Annotated in this window: 19 protein-coding genes; 10 read left to right on the forward strand and 9 right to left on the reverse strand. The window is 62.2% G+C overall.

Annotated features, from left to right (window positions below; genetic code table 11):
* Positions 1–45 precede the first annotated feature (45 nt).
* The 3 genes from CWE17_RS00490 to trxB all read left to right on the forward strand — a co-directional run bounded on the left by CWE17_RS00490 (position 46) and on the right by trxB (position 3402).
* Positions 46–1554, forward strand: coding sequence for a DEAD/DEAH box helicase (locus tag CWE17_RS00490; protein WP_131454415.1), 1509 nt, complete (start codon positions 46–48; stop codon positions 1552–1554).
* 96 nt (positions 1555–1650) lie between these two features.
* Positions 1651–1893, forward strand: a complete 243-nt coding sequence (locus CWE17_RS00495; protein ID WP_131454416.1) for a hypothetical protein — start codon at positions 1651–1653, stop codon at positions 1891–1893.
* A gap of 117 nt (positions 1894–2010) precedes the next feature.
* Entirely contained in the window at positions 2011–3402 is a 1392-nt protein-coding gene (gene trxB / locus CWE17_RS00500; RefSeq protein ID WP_131454417.1) for a thioredoxin-disulfide reductase, read from the forward strand.
* 5 nt (positions 3403–3407) lie between these two features.
* Here trxB and dnaA read toward each other — a convergent pair whose 3' ends face one another.
* Positions 3408–4823, reverse strand: a complete 1416-nt coding sequence (gene dnaA / locus CWE17_RS00505; RefSeq protein WP_131454418.1) for a chromosomal replication initiator protein DnaA — start codon at positions 4821–4823, stop codon at positions 3408–3410.
* A 90-nt stretch (positions 4824–4913) separates the two neighbouring features.
* On the opposite strand from dnaA, the gene CWE17_RS00510 reads away from it, so the two are divergent.
* Genes CWE17_RS00510 through CWE17_RS00520 form a run of 3 tightly spaced genes read left to right on the forward strand, consistent with a single transcriptional unit; the run spans position 4914 to position 7485 of the window.
* Positions 4914–6068, forward strand: a complete 1155-nt coding sequence (locus CWE17_RS00510; RefSeq protein ID WP_131454419.1) for a trypsin-like peptidase domain-containing protein — start codon at positions 4914–4916, stop codon at positions 6066–6068.
* The gene (locus tag CWE17_RS00515; RefSeq protein WP_131454420.1) at positions 6065–6724 is read left to right on the forward strand and encodes a TIGR04282 family arsenosugar biosynthesis glycosyltransferase; all 660 of its coding nucleotides are present in this window, start codon (positions 6065–6067) and stop codon (positions 6722–6724) included. The genes CWE17_RS00510 and CWE17_RS00515 overlap by 4 nt, the downstream gene beginning before the upstream one ends.
* Complete coding sequence (locus CWE17_RS00520) at positions 6700–7485, forward strand: TIGR04283 family arsenosugar biosynthesis glycosyltransferase (RefSeq protein WP_370318256.1); 786 nt, start codon at positions 6700–6702, stop codon at positions 7483–7485. The genes CWE17_RS00515 and CWE17_RS00520 overlap by 25 nt, the downstream gene beginning before the upstream one ends.
* Here CWE17_RS00520 and CWE17_RS00525 read toward each other — a convergent pair.
* Positions 7455–7976: a GNAT family N-acetyltransferase gene (locus CWE17_RS00525; RefSeq protein WP_236629657.1), complete on the reverse strand. Its 522-nt coding sequence runs from the start codon at positions 7974–7976 to the stop codon at positions 7455–7457. The two genes, CWE17_RS00520 and CWE17_RS00525, sit on opposite strands and share 31 nt — an antisense overlap.
* Positions 7977–8035: 59 nt before the next feature.
* On the opposite strand from CWE17_RS00525, the gene CWE17_RS00530 reads away from it, so the two are divergent.
* Complete coding sequence (locus tag CWE17_RS00530) at positions 8036–8818, forward strand: alpha/beta fold hydrolase (RefSeq protein WP_131454421.1); 783 nt, start codon at positions 8036–8038, stop codon at positions 8816–8818.
* Here the strand turns inward: CWE17_RS00530 and CWE17_RS00535 are convergent.
* Both CWE17_RS00535 and hisG read right to left on the reverse strand, forming a co-directional pair.
* On the reverse strand, positions 8770–10590 hold the full coding sequence (locus CWE17_RS00535; RefSeq protein WP_131454422.1) for an ABC transporter ATP-binding protein: 1821 nt from the start codon (positions 10588–10590) through the stop codon (positions 8770–8772). The two genes, CWE17_RS00530 and CWE17_RS00535, sit on opposite strands and share 49 nt — an antisense overlap.
* On the reverse strand, positions 10590–11240 hold the full coding sequence (hisG, locus tag CWE17_RS00540) for an ATP phosphoribosyltransferase (RefSeq protein ID WP_131454423.1): 651 nt from the start codon (positions 11238–11240) through the stop codon (positions 10590–10592). Before hisG ends, CWE17_RS00535 begins: the two co-directional genes overlap by 1 nt.
* A gap of 29 nt (positions 11241–11269) precedes the next feature.
* On the opposite strand from hisG, the gene gloB reads away from it, so the two are divergent.
* On the forward strand, positions 11270–12028 hold the full coding sequence (gene gloB / locus CWE17_RS00545; protein ID WP_131454424.1) for a hydroxyacylglutathione hydrolase: 759 nt from the start codon (positions 11270–11272) through the stop codon (positions 12026–12028).
* A 25-nt stretch (positions 12029–12053) separates the two neighbouring features.
* Here the strand turns inward: gloB and CWE17_RS00550 are convergent, their stop codons facing one another.
* Positions 12054–13142, reverse strand: a complete 1089-nt coding sequence (locus CWE17_RS00550) for an ABC transporter ATP-binding protein (protein WP_131454425.1) — start codon at positions 13140–13142, stop codon at positions 12054–12056.
* Between the two features lie 43 nt (positions 13143–13185).
* Here CWE17_RS00550 and CWE17_RS00555 point away from each other — a divergent pair, with 43 nt between their 5' ends.
* Both CWE17_RS00555 and CWE17_RS00560 read left to right on the forward strand, forming a co-directional pair.
* Entirely contained in the window at positions 13186–13587 is a 402-nt protein-coding gene (locus CWE17_RS00555; RefSeq protein WP_131454426.1) for a Rid family detoxifying hydrolase, read from the forward strand.
* An 82-nt stretch (positions 13588–13669) separates the two neighbouring features.
* Complete coding sequence (locus tag CWE17_RS00560) at positions 13670–13894, forward strand: DUF3136 domain-containing protein (RefSeq protein WP_131454427.1); 225 nt, start codon at positions 13670–13672, stop codon at positions 13892–13894.
* A 10-nt stretch (positions 13895–13904) separates the two neighbouring features.
* Here CWE17_RS00560 and cbbX read toward each other — a convergent pair whose 3' ends face one another.
* Genes cbbX through CWE17_RS00580 form a run of 4 tightly spaced genes read right to left on the reverse strand, consistent with a single transcriptional unit; the run spans position 13905 to position 17740 of the window.
* Positions 13905–14819, reverse strand: a complete 915-nt coding sequence (cbbX, locus tag CWE17_RS00565; protein ID WP_131454428.1) for a CbbX protein — start codon at positions 14817–14819, stop codon at positions 13905–13907.
* On the reverse strand, positions 14803–15087 hold the full coding sequence (locus tag CWE17_RS00570; RefSeq protein ID WP_131454429.1) for a 4a-hydroxytetrahydrobiopterin dehydratase: 285 nt from the start codon (positions 15085–15087) through the stop codon (positions 14803–14805). Before CWE17_RS00570 ends, cbbX begins: the two co-directional genes overlap by 17 nt.
* A 26-nt stretch (positions 15088–15113) precedes the next feature.
* On the reverse strand, positions 15114–16235 hold the full coding sequence (locus CWE17_RS00575; RefSeq protein WP_131454430.1) for a CO2 hydration protein: 1122 nt from the start codon (positions 16233–16235) through the stop codon (positions 15114–15116).
* The gene (locus CWE17_RS00580) at positions 16235–17740 is read right to left on the reverse strand and encodes an NADH-quinone oxidoreductase subunit M (protein ID WP_131454431.1); all 1506 of its coding nucleotides are present in this window, start codon (positions 17738–17740) and stop codon (positions 16235–16237) included. The genes CWE17_RS00575 and CWE17_RS00580 overlap by 1 nt, the downstream gene beginning before the upstream one ends.
* Positions 17741–17746 lie beyond the last annotated feature (6 nt).

Below are 17746 nucleotides of genomic sequence, written 5' to 3' on the forward strand. Positions count from 1 at the left end.
AACCCAAGAGGGCTGATGGCCGGAAGGTAGGGATGCTCAGGACGAATGGAATGGTTAGAAAGACCTAACTTTCAGAGCAGGCCGATCGTCCCCCCGTCCTTTGAACTCTGCGAGCCCAACCGGGACGAGACGATCCGCCCCAGGGTCTGGCAGCAGCAGCTGATTCAGCTATTGCGCCGCAGGCTGTCTCAGCCAGACACCAGCGGCAGGGATGTGCTTGTCCATGCTGGCCCCGGAGCAGGCAAAACCCTGGGCGCCTTGCTGGCCTTCCGCAGCATGCGTTCAGAACAGCGACTCGATCGCTTTCTTGTGTTCTGCCATCGCACTTCAATCCTGAAGCAGTGGCAGCTGGCAGCTCAGCGCCTGGGACTGACACTGGCGGAATGGTCTCCATCCCCTGAGCTGGAGTCGGGGGATCGATGGACAGGACAGGGGCTGGGCGACGCAGACGGCTGGCTGGTGACCTACCAGGGAGCGGGCCGCCAACTGGAGGGACTGGGGGAAGCTCTCCGTCTTTGGTGTCCTGAACGCCTGTTGGCCATTGCCGACGAAGCCCATCATCTGGGCGTGGATCCGGAGGAACCAGAGGGGCCGATCTGGGGACGCACCTTCCTCGAACTCAGCGAAGGAAGTCGACTGCGACTGGGTCTGACAGGAACCCCCTTCAGGGCCGACAACCTCGCCTTTTGCGCCGCAAGAAAGGTGCGAGTGGAGAGTGAGGGGGAGCTTGTGGAACAGATCAGTCCGGATCTCTGTGTAGAGCCAAGGGAACTGATCGCCGCCGGCGATGTTCGGCCACTGGAGTTCCGATTTCAGGATGGATGGGTGGAGCACAGCCGCGAGGGACTACCGGACCGTGATGTGTCGCCACTGTCTGCAGAGCAGCGAGAGAGCTGGAGGGCCCGCAATCTGCGCAGGGCGATCCGTCTGTCCGACTCCAGCAGCATTGCCCTGCAGCTGCTGCTGCGAGCCAGAAAACAACTCGAGAAAGTGCGCGAGCGCCATCGGGAGGCAGCGGGCCTCGTGATTGCTCGTGACATCGACCATGCGCGCAGCATCACGCGACTTCTGGAGGAGGAGGGCGATCGGGTGGATCTTGTGCACTCCCAGGATCCGGACGCGAGTCGCCGCCTGGGCGCCTTTCAAAAGGGCCATGCCGACTGGCTCGTCAGCATCGACATGTGTGCAGAGGGATTCGACGCCCCCAGGTTGCGCGTCGTGGCTTACCTCACCACCGTGGTCACCCGCAGCCGCTTCCTGCAGGGCATTACACGGGCGGTCCGCATGAGCGGGGATCGCGCAAGCTTGGAAGCGGTACCGAGGGAGCCCTCCTTCGTCTTTGCCCCGGCCGATCCTCTACTGATGAGCTACGCGCGCACCTGGTCCTGGTCGGAGCCGTACCGCATCCGCAGCCTGTCCACGACTGAGGACGATGCAACGGAAACCGGAGGCAACTGGCGTGGACCCAGCCTGCCCCTTGAGGCGGTCGGTGATGGAGCCGGCGCCGTGATCCAGATGCGCACTCCGGAATTGCCCAGCTTTTTGCAGCGTTGACGACACATTTCTGCAGAGAAAAATGCGACGTTCTGCGAATTCAGGCCTGATGGGTCCCCATCAACAAGCAGCCTGGTAACCATCTGGGAGCCGATCATGGAAGCAGCCATGCAACGTCGCGTCAGCGTCGCCACATGCTGGGCAACCACCAGGATCGCTGTGCTGGACAGCGCAGAGCGCTATGAAGACAGCTACGCATTGACGCAGGAATTCAGAGAGTGGATTACCTGCATGGGTGAACACCCGGAGCTTCTGGAGGACTCGGTGCTGAGCGTTTCAAGGGCACCAAGCAAACGCCCGCAGTTCAACGAAGGCTGGGAAGACCCCCTCGAAATCTGAAGAAATTATTAAAAAACGCCAATGATTTTGGGTCGGCGTTCATGCAGTCCGCGCCCCTCCGATCACGACAGGGGGAAGGCTCATTTAGAGTCAACTCATAATCGATCCGCTTAAGCCATGGCTGCAGAGATTGGTGCTGACCACCTGGCCACAGAAAACCTGGTCATCGTTGGCTCCGGACCTGCGGGCTACACAGCTGCGATCTACGCCGCCCGAGCCAACCTCAGCCCACTTCTCATCACTGGCTTCCAACGGGGCGGCATCCCTGGCGGACAACTGATGACCACCACCCACGTGGAGAACTTCCCAGGGTTCCCCGATGGGGTGCTCGGCCCTGACCTGATGGATCTCATGAAGGCCCAGGCAGAGCGTTGGGGAACGCGCCTTCTCGAAGCTGATGCCGATGCCATCGACCTCAGCAGCCGTCCCTTTCGCATCGAAGCCGACGGCCGCAGCATCCAGACCCAGGCGCTAATTCTGGCCACTGGCGCTAGCGCCAATCGCCTGGGACTGCCGCAGGAGGAGCGCTTCTGGAGCAAAGGCATCAGCGCCTGTGCCATTTGCGATGGCGCCACCCCCCAGTTCCGCAACGAAGAGCTCGCTGTGGTGGGCGGTGGTGATTCCGCATGCGAAGAAGCGGTGTACCTCACCAAATACGGCAGCCACGTGCACCTGCTCGTGCGCTCTGGACAGTTACGTGCCAGCGCGGCGATGGCCGACCGGGTGCAGGCCAACCCCCAGATCAGCGTCCACTGGAACACCGAGGTGGCCGATGCAGAAGGCGACGACTGGCTGACGTCCCTGCGACTTCGCAATCGGGAAAGCGGCGCAGAGCGGGAGCTCCCCGTGCGCGGACTCTTCTATGCCATCGGCCACACCCCCAACACCGAGCTGGTGCAGGGACAGCTGAACTGCGATGACAAGGGATACCTCTTAACCGCACCAGGCAGGCCTGAGACCTCGGTGGACGGCGTTTATGCCGCTGGCGATGTGGCTGATGCGGAATGGCGCCAGGGCATCACTGCCGCCGGTAGCGGCTGTCAGGCCGCTTTGGCAGCCGAGCGCTGGCTGAGCCACAACAATTTGGCCACCCTCGTGTCGCGCGACAGCGTTGAGCCAGCCCAGGCCTCAACACCCCAAGTCAGCGAAACGGCCACAGAAGCCACCTATGACCCCAAAGCCCTCTGGCAGAAGGGCAGCTATGCATTGCGCAAGCTCTATCACGACAGCGACAAGCCCCTGCTGGTGGTGTACACCTCCCCCAGCTGCGGCCCCTGCCACGTGCTCAAGCCACAACTCAAGCGTGTGCTCGATGAGTTGGGGGGCCGTGCCCAGGGGGTGGAGATCGACATCGAGGCTGATCAATCGATTGCCGAGCAGGCCGGAGTGAATGGCACCCCCACGGTGCAACTGTTCTATGGCAAGGAGCTCAAGCAGCAGTGGCGTGGCGTGAAGCAGCGCAGCGAGTTCCGAGGCGCCATTGATGCCCTCCTCGGTTCACCAGTCTGAGCGATTCAGCGGCGGCGCCTGGAATCGATCTGCAGCAGGTCCCTGACCTTCTGCACCTGGCTGGCGAGCTGGGGGTCTGAGGCCAGCTTCTTTTCCACCTGCTCGATCGCATACATCACCGTGGTGTGGTCCTTCCCCCCGAAGGTCTCACCAATACGTGGAAGGCTGAGGGCGGTGCCCTGACGCATCAGAAACATGCCCACCTGACGGGCCTGACTGACTGCGCGGCGTCGGCTGCTGCTGCACATGTCCTCGGCTGACACATCAAACACTTCCGACACCTTGTCGATCACCTGCTGGGGTGTGACCTCAACACCCTGACCACTCGGGTCGAGCATCGGCGCAACCGACTCCACCGTCATCGGTAGACCCGTGATCGAAGCGAAGGCCACGGCGCGGGTCAGGGCCCCCTCCAGCTCACGGATGTTGGACGTGAAACGGCCTGAGATGTATTGGATGAGATCCCTTGGCAGTGAAACCCGCTCCTGCTCCGCCTTCTTCTGAAGAATCGCCATGCGCGTCTCCAGGTCTGGAGCTTGGATATCAGCGATCAGCCCCATCGAGAATCGGGAGATCAGGCGCTCCTGAAGACGAGGGATCTGACTGGGGGGGCGATCACTGGCGATCACAATCTGCCGCCCAGCCTCATGGAGCGCATTGAAGGTGTGGAAAAACTCCTCCTGGGTGTATTCCTTCCCTTCGATGAACTGAATGTCATCGACCAGAATCAAGTCAGCAGCTCGATAGCGATCGCGAAAGGCCTGCATGCCGTCCTTACGGATCGCCTGAATCAGATCGTTCGTAAAGGTTTCCGTCGAGACATAGGAGACCCGCGCTTCAGGATCAATCTCCAGGCGGTAGTGACCGATCGCCTGCATCAGGTGGGTTTTCCCCAAACCCACACCACCGCAGATGAACAACGGATTGAACTCCCGTCCTGGCGACTCAGCGACCGCCAGCGCCGCCGCATGGGCCATGCGGCTGTTGGGGCCGACCACAAACCTGTTGAACACGTAACGCATGTTCAACCCCGGCAAACGTCGTGGTTGCGATGAGCGGCTAGTCGCCCCTTCAGTCGGGGGTGTCGCTGGTGCCGATCCCGACGATGACTGGGCATTCCCGGCGCTGAAGCCAGACGAGGCAGCTGACAGCGTGGTGGCGGCAGGCTCGTCCTCGCGGGCCAGAACCCTCACGGTCACCTTGGCCCCATGGAGGCCTGTCGCAACCTCCTCGATCGTGGCGACGTAGTTCTTACGGAGCCAATTGCTGGCGAAGCTGTTCGGGGCCTGCAGGGTGAGCTCCCCATTGGCGAAGCCCGTGCAGAGGGCTGGTCGGATCCAGGTTTCGAAGGTGGGCTTGCTCAGGTTGCTCTGGAGCGCGTGCTGCACCTTGTTCCACAGCTCGCTGCCGGTCAGCACCACGCGTATCCGATCCCATCGGTGCCGAATCTACGCACCTTCTGCCGGCCAGTCCGTCTTTAATGAGACCCTGACCAACTCATACGCAATCCCATGGCCAGCGCCGCGCCCACCTCCAGGCAGCGCCTTCTCCTCTGGCTTGGCATCAGCATGCTTGGAGTCGGTCTTGCTAGCTGCAATCCCTCCTGGCGCCAGCGGCTCGGCCTAGAGCCCAAGCCTGCCGAAGGCCCCGCTCCATCCGTGAGTGACGGCCCCAGCTCCGCGCCCCTTCAACCAGGTCGCAATGTGATCGTCTCCGCCGTCGAGCGGGTGGGCCCGGCCGTGGTGCGAATCGACACCCTGAAGCGGGTCAGCAACCCCCTCGGCAATCTGTTCGGGGCTGGACCATCCATCCAGCAGCAGGCTGGTCAGGGGTCAGGCTTCATCACCCGGTCCGATGGTCTGATCTTCACCAACGCCCATGTGGTGGAGGGAGCGGACCAGGTGTCGGTGACACTTCCCGATGGCCGCAGCTACAGCGGCAAGGTGCTGGGAGGTGATCCCCTCACCGATGTAGCCGTGGTGAAGGTGGTAGCGGAGAAACTGCCCGTAGCCCCCCTAGGCAATTCCGACGACCTGAAGCCAGGCGAATGGGCGATCGCGATCGGCAATCCGCTCGGACTCAATAACACCGTCACAGCTGGGATCATCAGCGCGGTGGAGCGGACGAACGCCGTGGGTGCCGGCCAGCGGGTGCCTTACATCCAGACCGATGCCGCCGTGAATCCAGGCAACAGCGGCGGGCCTCTGATCAACGCCTCCGGTCAGGTGATCGGCATCAACACCGCGATCCGCCAAGCGCCCGGCGCTGGCCTCAGCTTTGCGATTCCGATCAATCTCGCCAAGCGGATCGCCCAGCAGATCATCAGCACCGGCCAGGCCTCGCACCCGTTCATCGGCGTGAGGCTGCAAAGTCTCACGCCCCAGCTGGCTCGCGAAATCAACGCCACCAGCAAGACCTGCAAAGTGCCTGAGGTCAATGCCGTTCTGGTGATCGAGGTCGTGGAAGGCAGCCCCGCCGCCCGCGGTGGCATTCGCCCCTGCGATCTGATCCGCCGCGTGAACGGCACCCAGGTGAAGGATCCCTCTCAGGTGCAGCTTGCCGTCGATCGCGGCCGCGTCGGACAAGCAATGCCCCTGATCGTGGAGCGAGACGGCAAAAAGCTGGAGCTCTCGGTGCGTCCGGCGGAACTGCCCAGGGGGGAATGAAGGCAGCAGCAGGGCAATCCCCCCTGCCAGTGTTGGTGATGATGACGCGATGGCCGGCTGCCGGACGCTGCAAGCGGCGTCTGGCCGTCAGCCTCGGGTCCGAAAGGGCAGCCCTGGTACAGCGCGGCCTCACCCGCCACACCCTTGCGGTGGTGGAGGGGCTGAGAGCCAGCGGACACCTGCATCTGCGCATTGCCCTTTCCGGCTGCGGGCCGGGTGCCGCCCGTCGCTGGCTAGGCCATCGCCCAGGGGAGTTCAGCCTGCAGGGCCAAGGAGGATTGGGGGAACGCATGCGACGGCAGGTCCTCAAGGCCAGCCAACGCCATCCAGGCGCCCCGGTGCTGCTGATCGGTACCGATCTTCCTGAGCTGACAGGCCAGGATCTACGTGCCGCGATCGCGGCTCTCAGGCAACATCCGCTCGTGCTGGGCCCGGCTGCTGATGGGGGCTACTGGCTGATGGGACTCCAGTCATGCTTGCTCCGCCCCACGGTCACCTGGCCCTTCACTGGGATCAGCTGGGGCAGCGATCAGGTGCTCAGCCACACGCTGCAGCGTGCGGAGGCTCAGGGCCTCCGTCCCCATTGTCTGCAGTGCCACAACGACCTCGATCGCCTCCAGGACCTGAGGCCTTGGCTGGCAGGACCATTGGCATGAGGGCGGAGCGGAACAACCGGGAGGCCACCCTGCCTGCGCTGAGTGTGGTGATTCCATGCCTCAACGAAGCCGCGCGCCTGCCGCTGCTCCTGGCCGATCTACAGCGCTACACGCCCATCCCAGAGCTGCTGGTGGTGGATGGAGGCAGCGGTGATCGCAGCGCGGAGGTGGCAGAACTGGCTGGGGCGAGGGTGCTGCCTAGCGTTCCGGCCTGCAGGGGGCGCCAACTGGCGACCGGAGCGAGGCAGGCCAGCAACAGCTGGCTTCTGTTTCTCCATGCCGACAGCCGGCTGCCCCGGCAATGGCCAGAGGCGGTCGCAGACGCGATGCGGGCCGCCGATGCCGCCACCAATGCCTGGTACTTCCCCTTGACCATCGAGCCCTCGACAGCCGCTCGCCGAGTACTGGAGCGCTTGGTGAACCTGCGCAGCCGAGTGGTTCAAACCCCCTATGGAGACCAAGGATTGCTAATCCATCGCCACCTCTATGACGCGAGCGGAGGTTTTGAAGACCTTCCTCTGATGGAGGATCTTGATCTGGTACAGCGGGTCGGCCAGCGAGCGGCGTTACGACCTCTCAGCTGCTGCATCCAGACCGATGGACGTCGATGGGAGCGGGATGGAGTGCTCGGGCGAAGCTGGAGAAACGCCCGGCTGCGCCAACGGTGGCGACAGGGGGAATCAGCCCAGAGCCTGGCCGCGGCCTATGACGGGAGCCCATCTCCTCTCCTTCAGCTGGCGTACCAAAAACCGCAGCGATGACCATTGGGCTCAAGCTCCCAACCGAGGCGTTCGTAGAAGGGCAGCACCCCGGGGTCGGCAAAGAGGGTGACCCGCTCAGTGCCCATCTCCCTCAGCAGATCGATCAGGTAATCCATCAGTTGCCGGCCGAGCCCCGCCCCCTGATAAAGCGGATGGATGGCCACATCCCAGATCGTGGCCTCCAAGACCCCGTCTCCTGTGCAACGCGCGAAACCCACCAGGCGCGGCACCCTCGGGTCATGCCGCCAGAGTCCGACCGTGATCAGGCTGTGCTCGAGAGCCCGGCGCACTCGCCGCACCGGGCGGCGGCTCCACCCCACAGCCTCCAGTAAACGCTCGAGTTCCACCAGATCAAGGGGTCTGGAACAACTGAAGACCAGGCTCACCTGGGGATTGGGCGAGCTGCAGAGTCGCGCGCCTTCTCCATAGGCCTCCACCATCGACTGAGGAGAGAGCAAAGGGGTGCTGATCACCCAGGCGGTGCGATTCATGCATGATCCTGACGCACCGCCCCTGTCTGCGGTCAGCATGGAGGCCGTTGCGCCGTCTGATGACCTCCGCTCCCCTTCTCATCGGCATCCATGGCTGGCTGCTGAGCAGCCGGGTCTGGGAGCCCTTCCAGAAGGCCTGGGCCGCTGGGGAGGGGAATGCAGATCAGGGGGGCAGCGTTGCTCCTGCATCGATCCCCCTGTGGTGCCCGGACCTGCCAGGTTTCGGAGACCTCAAGCGTCCCAGGGATCTGGCGCCAACCCTTCCCGCCTATGGCCGCTGGCTCGCCGAGCAGGCCTTACGACGGGCAGATGGCCGACCTCTGGTGTTGATGGGCCATTCGCTTGGGGCCAGCGTGGTTCTCCATGCGGCAGACCATCTTCAGCAGCAGGCACCTGACAGCCTTAAGGCCCTAGTGCTGATCGCGGCCGGAGGCGGCATCTACCAACCGAGGCCGTTTCAGCGCCTGAGGCAGGGGGGGCGGCTGGTGGTCCTGATGCGCCCAGCCTTGCCCATTCCCCTCGGACCGTTCCAGGCAGAGCGGCGGGCAGCGCTCGGCTTGCTGGTGAACAGCACCTGCCGCGGATCGATCAGGGCCATACCGGAGCTGGTGTCCAGACTTGAGGTGGAGAACCTCTGGATCAGCGGCAGCCAGGACCGGGTGATGGAGCCCGGTTATGTGCGTCATCTGGCTGGCTATAGCCCTCAGCACGCCTTGGTCAACCTCCCCGACTGCGGCCATCTGCCGATGCAAAGCCACCCTGAGGCCCTGGCCTCAGCACTCAGGGGATGGCTTCAAAGCCTGGCCAGACCACGCTCCTGCAATTCAGCCAGTTCGGCGTAGAGGCCTCCAAGGGCCCGCAACTCGCGGTGGGTGCCCTGCTCGATCAACTGCCCCCGTCGCAACACAAGAATGCGATCCGCCGCCTCCACCGTTGCCAGGCGATGGGCAATCACCACGGCAGTGCGTCGTTCCAGAAGGCGATCGAGATCCCTTTGCAGTGTTGCTTCCGTGGAGGGATCCATGAAGGCTGTCGCCTCATCCATCACCAACACCGTGGGATTGCGAATCGCCACCCTCGCCACAGCGAGCAACTGACGTTCTCCAGAGGAGAGGTTGCCACCACGCTCTCGAAGCTCCGAAGCCAGCCCCTCAGGCAGACGCTCAAGCAAAGGGGCGAGACCGAGATCCCGGCAGATTTCGCCGAGACGCCGATCATCGAGCGGAACATCGAGACGCAAATTGTCCGCCACGCTGCCGCTGAACAGGAATGTGTCCTGAAGCACGACCCCCAGCTGACGACGCAACTCAGGCACAGGCAGATCGCGGATGTCCTCTCCGTCGAGAAGGATCCGCCCCTCTTGGGGCTCATAAAGACGGCAGAGGAGACGGATGACGGTGCTCTTACCCGAACCGGTTGGACCCACCAGGGCCACATGTTCACCAGGGGCGATGCGGAAGCTCAGGTTGTGCAGAATCGGCTCATCGGGTCGATAGGCAAACGACACGTTCTCGAACACCACCTCGCCCCTGTTGGCTGGAACGACCACAAGCGAGGGGCCGACGGGCCTGGGCTTCATCTCGCTGCTGCGGTCAACGATCTCCAGAGGCTCCTCGAGCAACTCGCCGATCCGCTCGACAGCGGTGAGTCCCCCCTGGATCTGGGTGAAACGCTCAGCCAGCTGGCGCAGGGGGTCAAACAATCGCTGGGAATAGAGGATGAATGTGGTGAGGGTTCCAAGGCCCATGGCCCCACCGCTCACCATCCAGCCGCCCAGGGCCAGCACAACGGCAACGGCTCCGAGGGCCACCCACTCGATAAAGGCGGAGATGCTGCTGTCGTAAAAGATCGTGCCGTTGACAGCCCGCCGGTAAGCGTGGCCGGTGCGTTCGAAGCGAGCTGCATTCACCGCTTCGCGACGAAACATCTGCACCACCTCCAATCCCTGGAGGTTTTCCTGGAAATCGGCGTTGAGCTGGGAGAGCTCTTCACGCACGCGGTAGTTCGCCTTTCGATAGCGACGTTGCAGCCAGAGGATCATCAGCGTCACCGGGACCTGAGCCACCAGCAGGAGCAAGCCCAGGCGCCACTCCACCAGCAACATCGTGATCGCGATCACCAGCAGGCTGACCAAATCACCAAGAACACCGACAGCCCCGCTGCCGAACACTTCAGCGAGGGCATCCACATCGCTGGTGAGACGCGTCAGCAACTTGCCGACCGGCATCCGGTCATGGAAGCGAAGCGACAGCTGCATGGCATGGGAGAACAGATCCTCGCGAATCCGGGACGTGAGCCGCTGCCCAACGGCCTGGATGTTGAAGGACTGCAGCCCCTGCAGACCAAGGCGCAGCAACACCGACACCAGCAGCGTGCCCACCAGTAAGCGCATCGCCGCCGGGGTCTCCATGGCCTGAAGCAGGGGCAGCACCGACTCCCTGGAGGCACCCCCGACACGCCGAAGCACAGCAATCGCCTGGCCGACCAGCAACGGCTGGATCGCACCGGCAAGAGCGACGGGCACCAGCAGAACCAGAGTGAGCAGCAACCGTCGCCGGTCGCGACCGAGATAGCGCCCCAGGCGCCTGACCCGCTGAAAGTCCGATGTGGCCATCAACTGGCCGCCGGCTGGGGTGTGCAGGCGCGCATGGCATCAACAATTCCGCGCAGATCTCCACGATCCAGGCGGAGTGAAAGGGGATGCCCCACGAGACGGGCCGTGGAAAAGAAAAGGTCCTCGATCGCCACAAGTCCGTTGTCCCGCAGGGTGCGGCCGGTGGCGACGAGATCCACAATCGCCTCTGCGATTCCGGTAATTGGTCCGAGCTCGACCGAACCGGTGAGATGCACAAGTTCGACAGGCAGATCGAGAGCGTCGAAATAGGTGCGGGCGCACTGGGTGAACTTGCTCGCCACCCGGCAGTGGGGGGGAAGATCCGCCGCGCGCTGGTAGCCGCTGCTGGCCTTCACAGCCACGGACATCCGACAGCCACCGAAACCGAGATCCACCAACTGGGCCACTGGCATCTGGTGCTCGCGCAGCACGTCGTAACCGACCACACCCAGCTGGGCCTGTCCATAGGCCACGTAGACCGGCACATCACCGTTGCGCACCAGCAAAGCCCTGGCCCGACCACAGGCGGAAGGAACCATCAACTGGCGGTTATCAGGATCGAGAACCGCCTGAAAATCGAGACCGGCTGCAGCAAAACGAGCCACCGAATCTTTCAGCAGTGCTCCCTTTGCCAGGGCGACGGTGATCATGGAGTGATGCGTCGACCTGGACTTTAACGATGCCACCTTCCGGCACGACCCATGACGGCATTCACCCCCTGCCCGTCCTGCAGGACAACATCGTGTGGATCTGGGTGGCGGGAGATGCTGCGGTCGTGGTCGACCCGGCGGTGGCCTCACCGGTGATCGACTGGCTTGAAGAGCGCGAACTGCGGCTCGAAGCCGTGCTGCAGACCCATCACCATGCGGATCACATCGGCGGCACCCCCGAACTCCTGCTCCGCTGGCCCGATGCGGCGGTGATCGCCGCTCTGGCCGACCTAGAACGCATCCCCTTTCAAACCGTCTCGGTGCGGGAGGGGGACCGGCTCACCCTGCTGGATGGGGAACTGGAGGTGCTGGAGGTTCCGGCCCATACCAGGGCCCATGTGGCTTTTCTGCTCTCGGCTCAGGGTGCGAGGCCTCCGGCCCTGTTCTGCGGAGACACGCTCTTCAGCGGGGGGTGTGGTCGCCTGTTCGAAGGCACTGCGGCGCAGATGCACGAGGCGTTGCAACGCTTCAGCCAGCTCCCACAGCAGACGGGCGTCCATTGCGCCCATGAATACACCGAAGCGAATCTGCGCTGGGCGGCAGCCCTGCGGCCGGATGCGCCGGCAATCCACAAGCGCTTGCAGGAGGTCGGGGCCCTCAGGGCCAGGGGCAGTTGCAGCCTGCCGAGCACGATCGGAATCGAACGGGAAACCAACCTGATGATGCGCGCCAACGATGCGGAGGAGCTGGGGGCACTGCGCCGGCACAAGGATCAGTGGCGTGGCTGAGGGCCCGGCTCAGGGCGCAGCTCAGTTATTGACCGAGCGCTTCTAGAACTAAACGCTGCGGATAGAGCAGCACGGTTTCTCCGGGGCGCAGGGCGAGTCGACAACGGGTCCCCCGCTGGTAATCGCTCTGGAGCGGCAGGCGTAGGCGCAACTGACGGGCTCCCGCTTCGACCCTGTAAAGCCATTCACGACCTAGGAACTCTCGACCCATGACGCAGGCCTCAGCGGTGGGATCTGGGACCAGGGTGATTGCCGCGGGATCCACCAACACGGAGGCCTCTGCTAGATCCCGCTCCCCAAGGCCGGAAGGCATCCGGAATCGGCCGAGCGAACAGTTCAGATGGCCGCTGCCATCGGTTTGTACAGGCAGAAGATTGCCCTGCAAAACAAAACGACCGACAAACGGGGTGGCCGGCGACTCCACCAGAGTGCGAGGAGACGCGCATTGATGCAGCAGACCGTCCTGCATCACGGCAACCCGGTCGCAAATCGCTAGCGCTTCGCCGGGGTCATGGGTGACCAGAATGCCCGAGGTGCCACAGCGACTGAGCACCGCTGGCAGTTCACTGCGCAAGCGAAGCCTTACCTCCACATCGAGGTTGGAGAAGGGTTCATCCAGCAACACCACCGCAGGAGCCGGGGCCAGAGCCCTCGCCAGGGCCAAGCGCTGGCGCTGGCCTCCAGATAATTCATGGGGATAGCGGCCGGTCAGCCGCTCCAGCCCAAGCAACTCAAGCAACCACGAAGCCCGACTGGTGTCCTGTCCCCGGCGCAGTCCAAAGCAGGTGTTCTCCCAAGCATTGAGATGAGGGAACAGGGCGTAGTCCTGAAACACCATGCCCACCCCGCGACGCTCGGGGGGCAGTGATCGTTGGCAATCTGCCGCCAGCTCACCCTGCAGGTGCACCTCACCACGCGAGGGCTGCTCGAAACCGGCAATCAGGCGCAACAGCGTGGTCTTGCCACAGCCGGACGGACCCAGCAATCCCACGAGCTCACCTGGCTGCAGATGCAGATCGATCCCCTGAAGCGTCCAGTCCCGCTCTCGCCCCGGGTAGCGGTGCCAGAGGCCCGACACCGCAACCGGCGCGACCTCTGATTCGCGACCCGCCATAACCCTCGAGGGTGATGATGCCTGTCCATTGTGCGACTCCGCCATGACCTCCCCCATCAATCCTGAGGCGATCACCACGGACGCCGCACCGGCTCCAGTCGGTCCCTACAACCAGGCTGTCCTTGCGGGGGGATGGCTCTACTGCTCCGGCCAGATCCCCCTCGATCCGGCCACAGGCGCCATGGTGGGAGCGGGCGATGTGGAGGCGGAAACCCGCCAAGTGCTCAGCAACCTGCTTGCAGTCCTCAAGGCCGCAGGAGCCGATGCCTCCCGGGTGGTGCGGACCACGGTGTTCCTTGTGGATCTGAACGATTTCCAAAAAGTGAATGCCCTCTACGCGGAGGTCTTCGGTGCCGGAGTCAGTCCAGCCAGGGCCTGCGTGCAGGTGGCAGCACTTCCCAAGGGTGCCCGGGTGGAAATCGATTGCGTGGCCTGGATGGGGTGAGAGACACCCCACCGCTGATGAGGCCGCTGGTCGGGGGCGGGACCGGCGGTTTCATAGGTTGAGGGTTGCGCTGCGCGATCCCATGGCCCAGGCCAAGCTGACCATCGGAGAACTGGAGGCGGGCTACCCCCTCTATTGCAAGGCGTTACGCAGACTTCTGAAGGAGGGCCGCAGCACCCAAGACATCCAGAAAACCGTTTGCTGGGGCCATCTGGAAACCCTCAACCGCTGCCTTCCCACCCGCTACAAGGCACCGTCTTACTTACTGGCCCTGATCCGCCGCGATCTTGAGCAACCGAAGCACTGAGGCCGACGACTCAGGGGCCGGGAGTGAGCGGACGGGCAGGATCATCTCCTTCGACTTCCCCCTGAAACACCCTGCTCGCCAATACATCGCTGGCTTCAATCGTAATCAGATCCTCACGATTGAGCGGTTCGGCCATTCTTGAAAACAGCCGATTCGCCTGCCGGAGTCGCAAACGATCAAGAGCATTACGTATTGAGCGTGCATTAGCAAAGAAGGGCAAAAGCCGGCGGCGTGCGATGTAGTCGGCAAAGGCTTGCTGAGCCGAATCAGTGAAGCAGTAGTTCTGCTGATGCAGCAATAGAAGAGCAATCTCCATCAGCTCCGAATCGCTGTAGTCGGGAAAATCAATGTGATGAGCGACTCGGGAGGAGAGACCGGGGTTGGACTGATAGAACTCCTGCATGCGATCTTTATAACCGGCAAAAATCACAACAAACTCTGAGCGCTGCTTCTCCATATCCTGAAGAAGAATTTCGATCGCTTCAGCCCCGTAATCCCTCTCATTACCTGGCTTATAAAGATAGTAAGCCTCATCAATAAACAGAACACCGCCCTGGGCACGCTTGATCATTTCACGGGTTTTAGGTGCGGTGTGGCCTACATATTGACCAACAAGATCATCACGGGTCACAGTGACCACATGACCTTTGCGCAAATAGCCGAGACGATGAAGGATTTGGGAGATCCGGATCGCAACTGTCGTTTTCCCAGTTCCCGGACGGCCCGTGAAGGACATGTGCAGGGAGGGTGCAGAGCTGGGCAGATCCAAGGTCTCCCGAGCACGATCCACTAAAAGCAATGCTGCAATCTCACGAATGCGCGTCTTAACAGGACGCAAGCCAACAAGATCGCGATCAAGCTGCTCTAACACCTCAGCAACGCCTGAATCGGCGAAGCTGGCCGCAAGGTCAATCGATGAGTCCATCGACCGCTGCCGCAAAGGCATGATCCTCAGCCTGCAAAGGAGCTCCCTCCTCGAGATCGAGAGGCCGCAAGGTGAGATTCACGTAAGTACGGCCAAAACTGATATCCGGAAAGCGTTGCTGTTCTTCACTGAAAGCGCCAAGACGATCTAAAAAATCACGGGTGGCGCCGTAGGTCTCGAATTCAACTCGGCGCTCAAGCCGGACCGGACGATTGCGCTCTTCCCACTGATGCTGCCCAGATTGATGCTGCCCTGATTGATCCTGCACAACGACACGCACACGCTTCGCTGAACTTAGAGCAGAGCATCCCGGCGGGTCCCCATCAATCGCTCAGCCCAGGCAGACGCATAGGCATGGTTGGCCGCCTGTGCCTCGGGATCCTGGACATTGAGAGGATGGGGCATGGTGCCAGCAATCGCCGCGTTGGTGACACAGAACATCGACTTCTGGAAGCTGATACAGATCTGCACATGAACATCAGCCTGCCCTCGGCCATGGCTGTCGTACCAGCGGCTGAGCTCATCGGGAAGGTGGCGATACATGTCTTGCATGCAAAGGCTCGGAGGGATCCCCGCCCCCATGCTTGGAAGCGGGTCGGCATAGAGCGCTCCGTAGCGGAAGCTGCTTTGATCTGGAGAGATCTGCTGAGCCTGGGCGTTGTACGACACGGTTCCCAGGAAAGGCATCCCGCGGAAGAACACCGCCTCCACATAAGGGACAGCCACATCCACCAGGAAGGTGAGGCCAGCTTCAGGCGGGAGGATCCAGAGGGTCTCACCACCGACCTGCACCTCGTAGGTGATCGGATTGGCGGCGGCAGCCACCAGACCATCACGGATGTGATGGACCACATCGTTGACGCAAGCCACCTCACCGATGCGATAGCGACGGGCAAGGTCAACAAACACATCGCTCATCACACGCCAGAACAGCCCAAGGGCATAGATGGTGGTGAGTGAGCGAATCGCCTCGGGTGCGAAACCCGGAAACAGTCCATTCACCAGCGCCAACAGCGGATCGCGACGGGCTTTGAGGCGAATGATCTGATCACAAACCTTCTGGAAGGGATCACTGTCGAGGTAGGCATCCAGCCCTCCGGTGCCATGCCAAAACATCGCCTTCTGGCAGTACTCGGCGTATTCGAAGTTGATCCGATCACCCATCCAATGGGTCCAGAGGCGCTGGAGACTGAAACCCTCGTGGAAAAAACGAAGGGTCGGGAAGGGATTAAGCAGCTGGGTCTGTCCCTGATACACCAGGTTGCGGCTGTAAGCATCCAGCACGAGGCCGTAACTCTCGAGCACATTCACGACCTGGAGAAGATGGTCAGGAGTGTCAGCGAGCAAGGGAACGTCCGCGAGCAGGCGAGAGACCAGCTCCTCGTGTTCGGGCAGCGGGGGCGTGGTGTGGGGCATCAGGAGAGGCCTCCGGACAGGGTGGTGAGAGCGAGCTGACTGAGGCCGGTCGTCGCCGCCTCGCTCAGACCGACCAGAAGATCAGGGGCCAAACCGAGAATCAGGACCCCAAAACTGAGAAGGATGGCCGGCATTTGATCCTGAAAAGGAACCGGTTCAAGCACCCGGGGGTTGACATCGTCACCGGCGGTGATTGCCAAGCGTCCAAAAAAGGCACGATTGACAAGCAGCAGGAAGTAGACCGCTGTGAGACCCGAGCCCACCATGCTGAGCAGGGTGGCTGTGGTGAAGCTCTCAAGGCTGCCTCGGAAAATCAGGAATTCGGCAATGAAGCCGGCCATTCCCGGAATGCCGGCACTAGCCATGACGCCGATGATCATCAAAGAGCCACTCAATGGAAGGCCACGCTGAGGGTTGAGAAGGCCCCGCAACACATTCAGATCCCTGGTGCCAGTGCGCGAATAAACCACACCCACGACAAGGAAAAGAATCGCCGAAATCAAACCATGGCTGACCATCTGGAAAAGGGCGCCCTCCAGGGCAACAGGGGTGGCTGCTGCCGCCGCCAGCAGCACATAGCCCATATGCCCCACTGAGCTGTAGGCCACCATTCGCTTCATATCGGTCTGGGCAATTGCGGCCAAGGATCCATAAAGCACAGACACCGCCGCCCAGGTGGCTAGCCAGGGAGCGGCGACAGCCCAGGCCTCAGGGAAGAGACCAAGACAGAAACGCAGCAGACCATAGGTGCCCAGCTTGAGCAGGACCCCTGCCAAAAGAACGGACACCGGCGTCGAGGCTTCGGTGTGAGCATCCGGCAGCCAAGTATGGAAAGGGAAAAGCGGAATCTTGATTCCGAAGCCGATCAGCAGAGCACCCATCAGCACCAACTGGCTAACAATCCCCATCTGGGAGCTGAGTACAGGATGGAGGCCGAAATCAACGCTGCCGGTCAAGACAGCCATTCCCAGGAATGCCGCCAGAATCAAAACCCCTGAAACGGCGGTGACGATCAGAAATTTCGTGGAGGCATAGGCGCGATTGGCGCCACCCCAGACCGCAATCAGCAGCCAGAGGGGAATGAGCTCCAATTCGTAGAACAGGAAGAAGAGCAACAGGTTCTGAGCCAGGAAGGCACCATTCACCGCACCGCTGATGATCAGCAGGAGAGAGAAGTAGATGCGCGGCCGATTCTCAATGCTGCGGGACGCAAACGCTGCCACCAGGCAGAGCACTCCGTTCATCAGCACTAACGGCAGTGAAAGGCCATCGACGGCGAGGGAGTAGTCGAGCCCAAGACTGGGCAGCCATGGCATACGTTCAACCAGCTGAAAACCTTGCTGAGCGGAATCGAAGGCCCAGAGCAACGGAAGCCCTGCCAGGCACTGAATCGCCAACACAATCAGAGACACGCGCCTGATGCCACCGGACTGGGTACCGGCAGGCAGGCAAGAGATCAGGAGGGCCCCGCCAAAGGGGATCAGCAGAAGAACGGTCAAGAGCATGGAGTT

This window comes from Synechococcus sp. BS56D, from assembly GCF_004332405.1.
Classification (GTDB): domain Bacteria; phylum Cyanobacteriota; class Cyanobacteriia; order PCC-6307; family Cyanobiaceae; genus Synechococcus_C.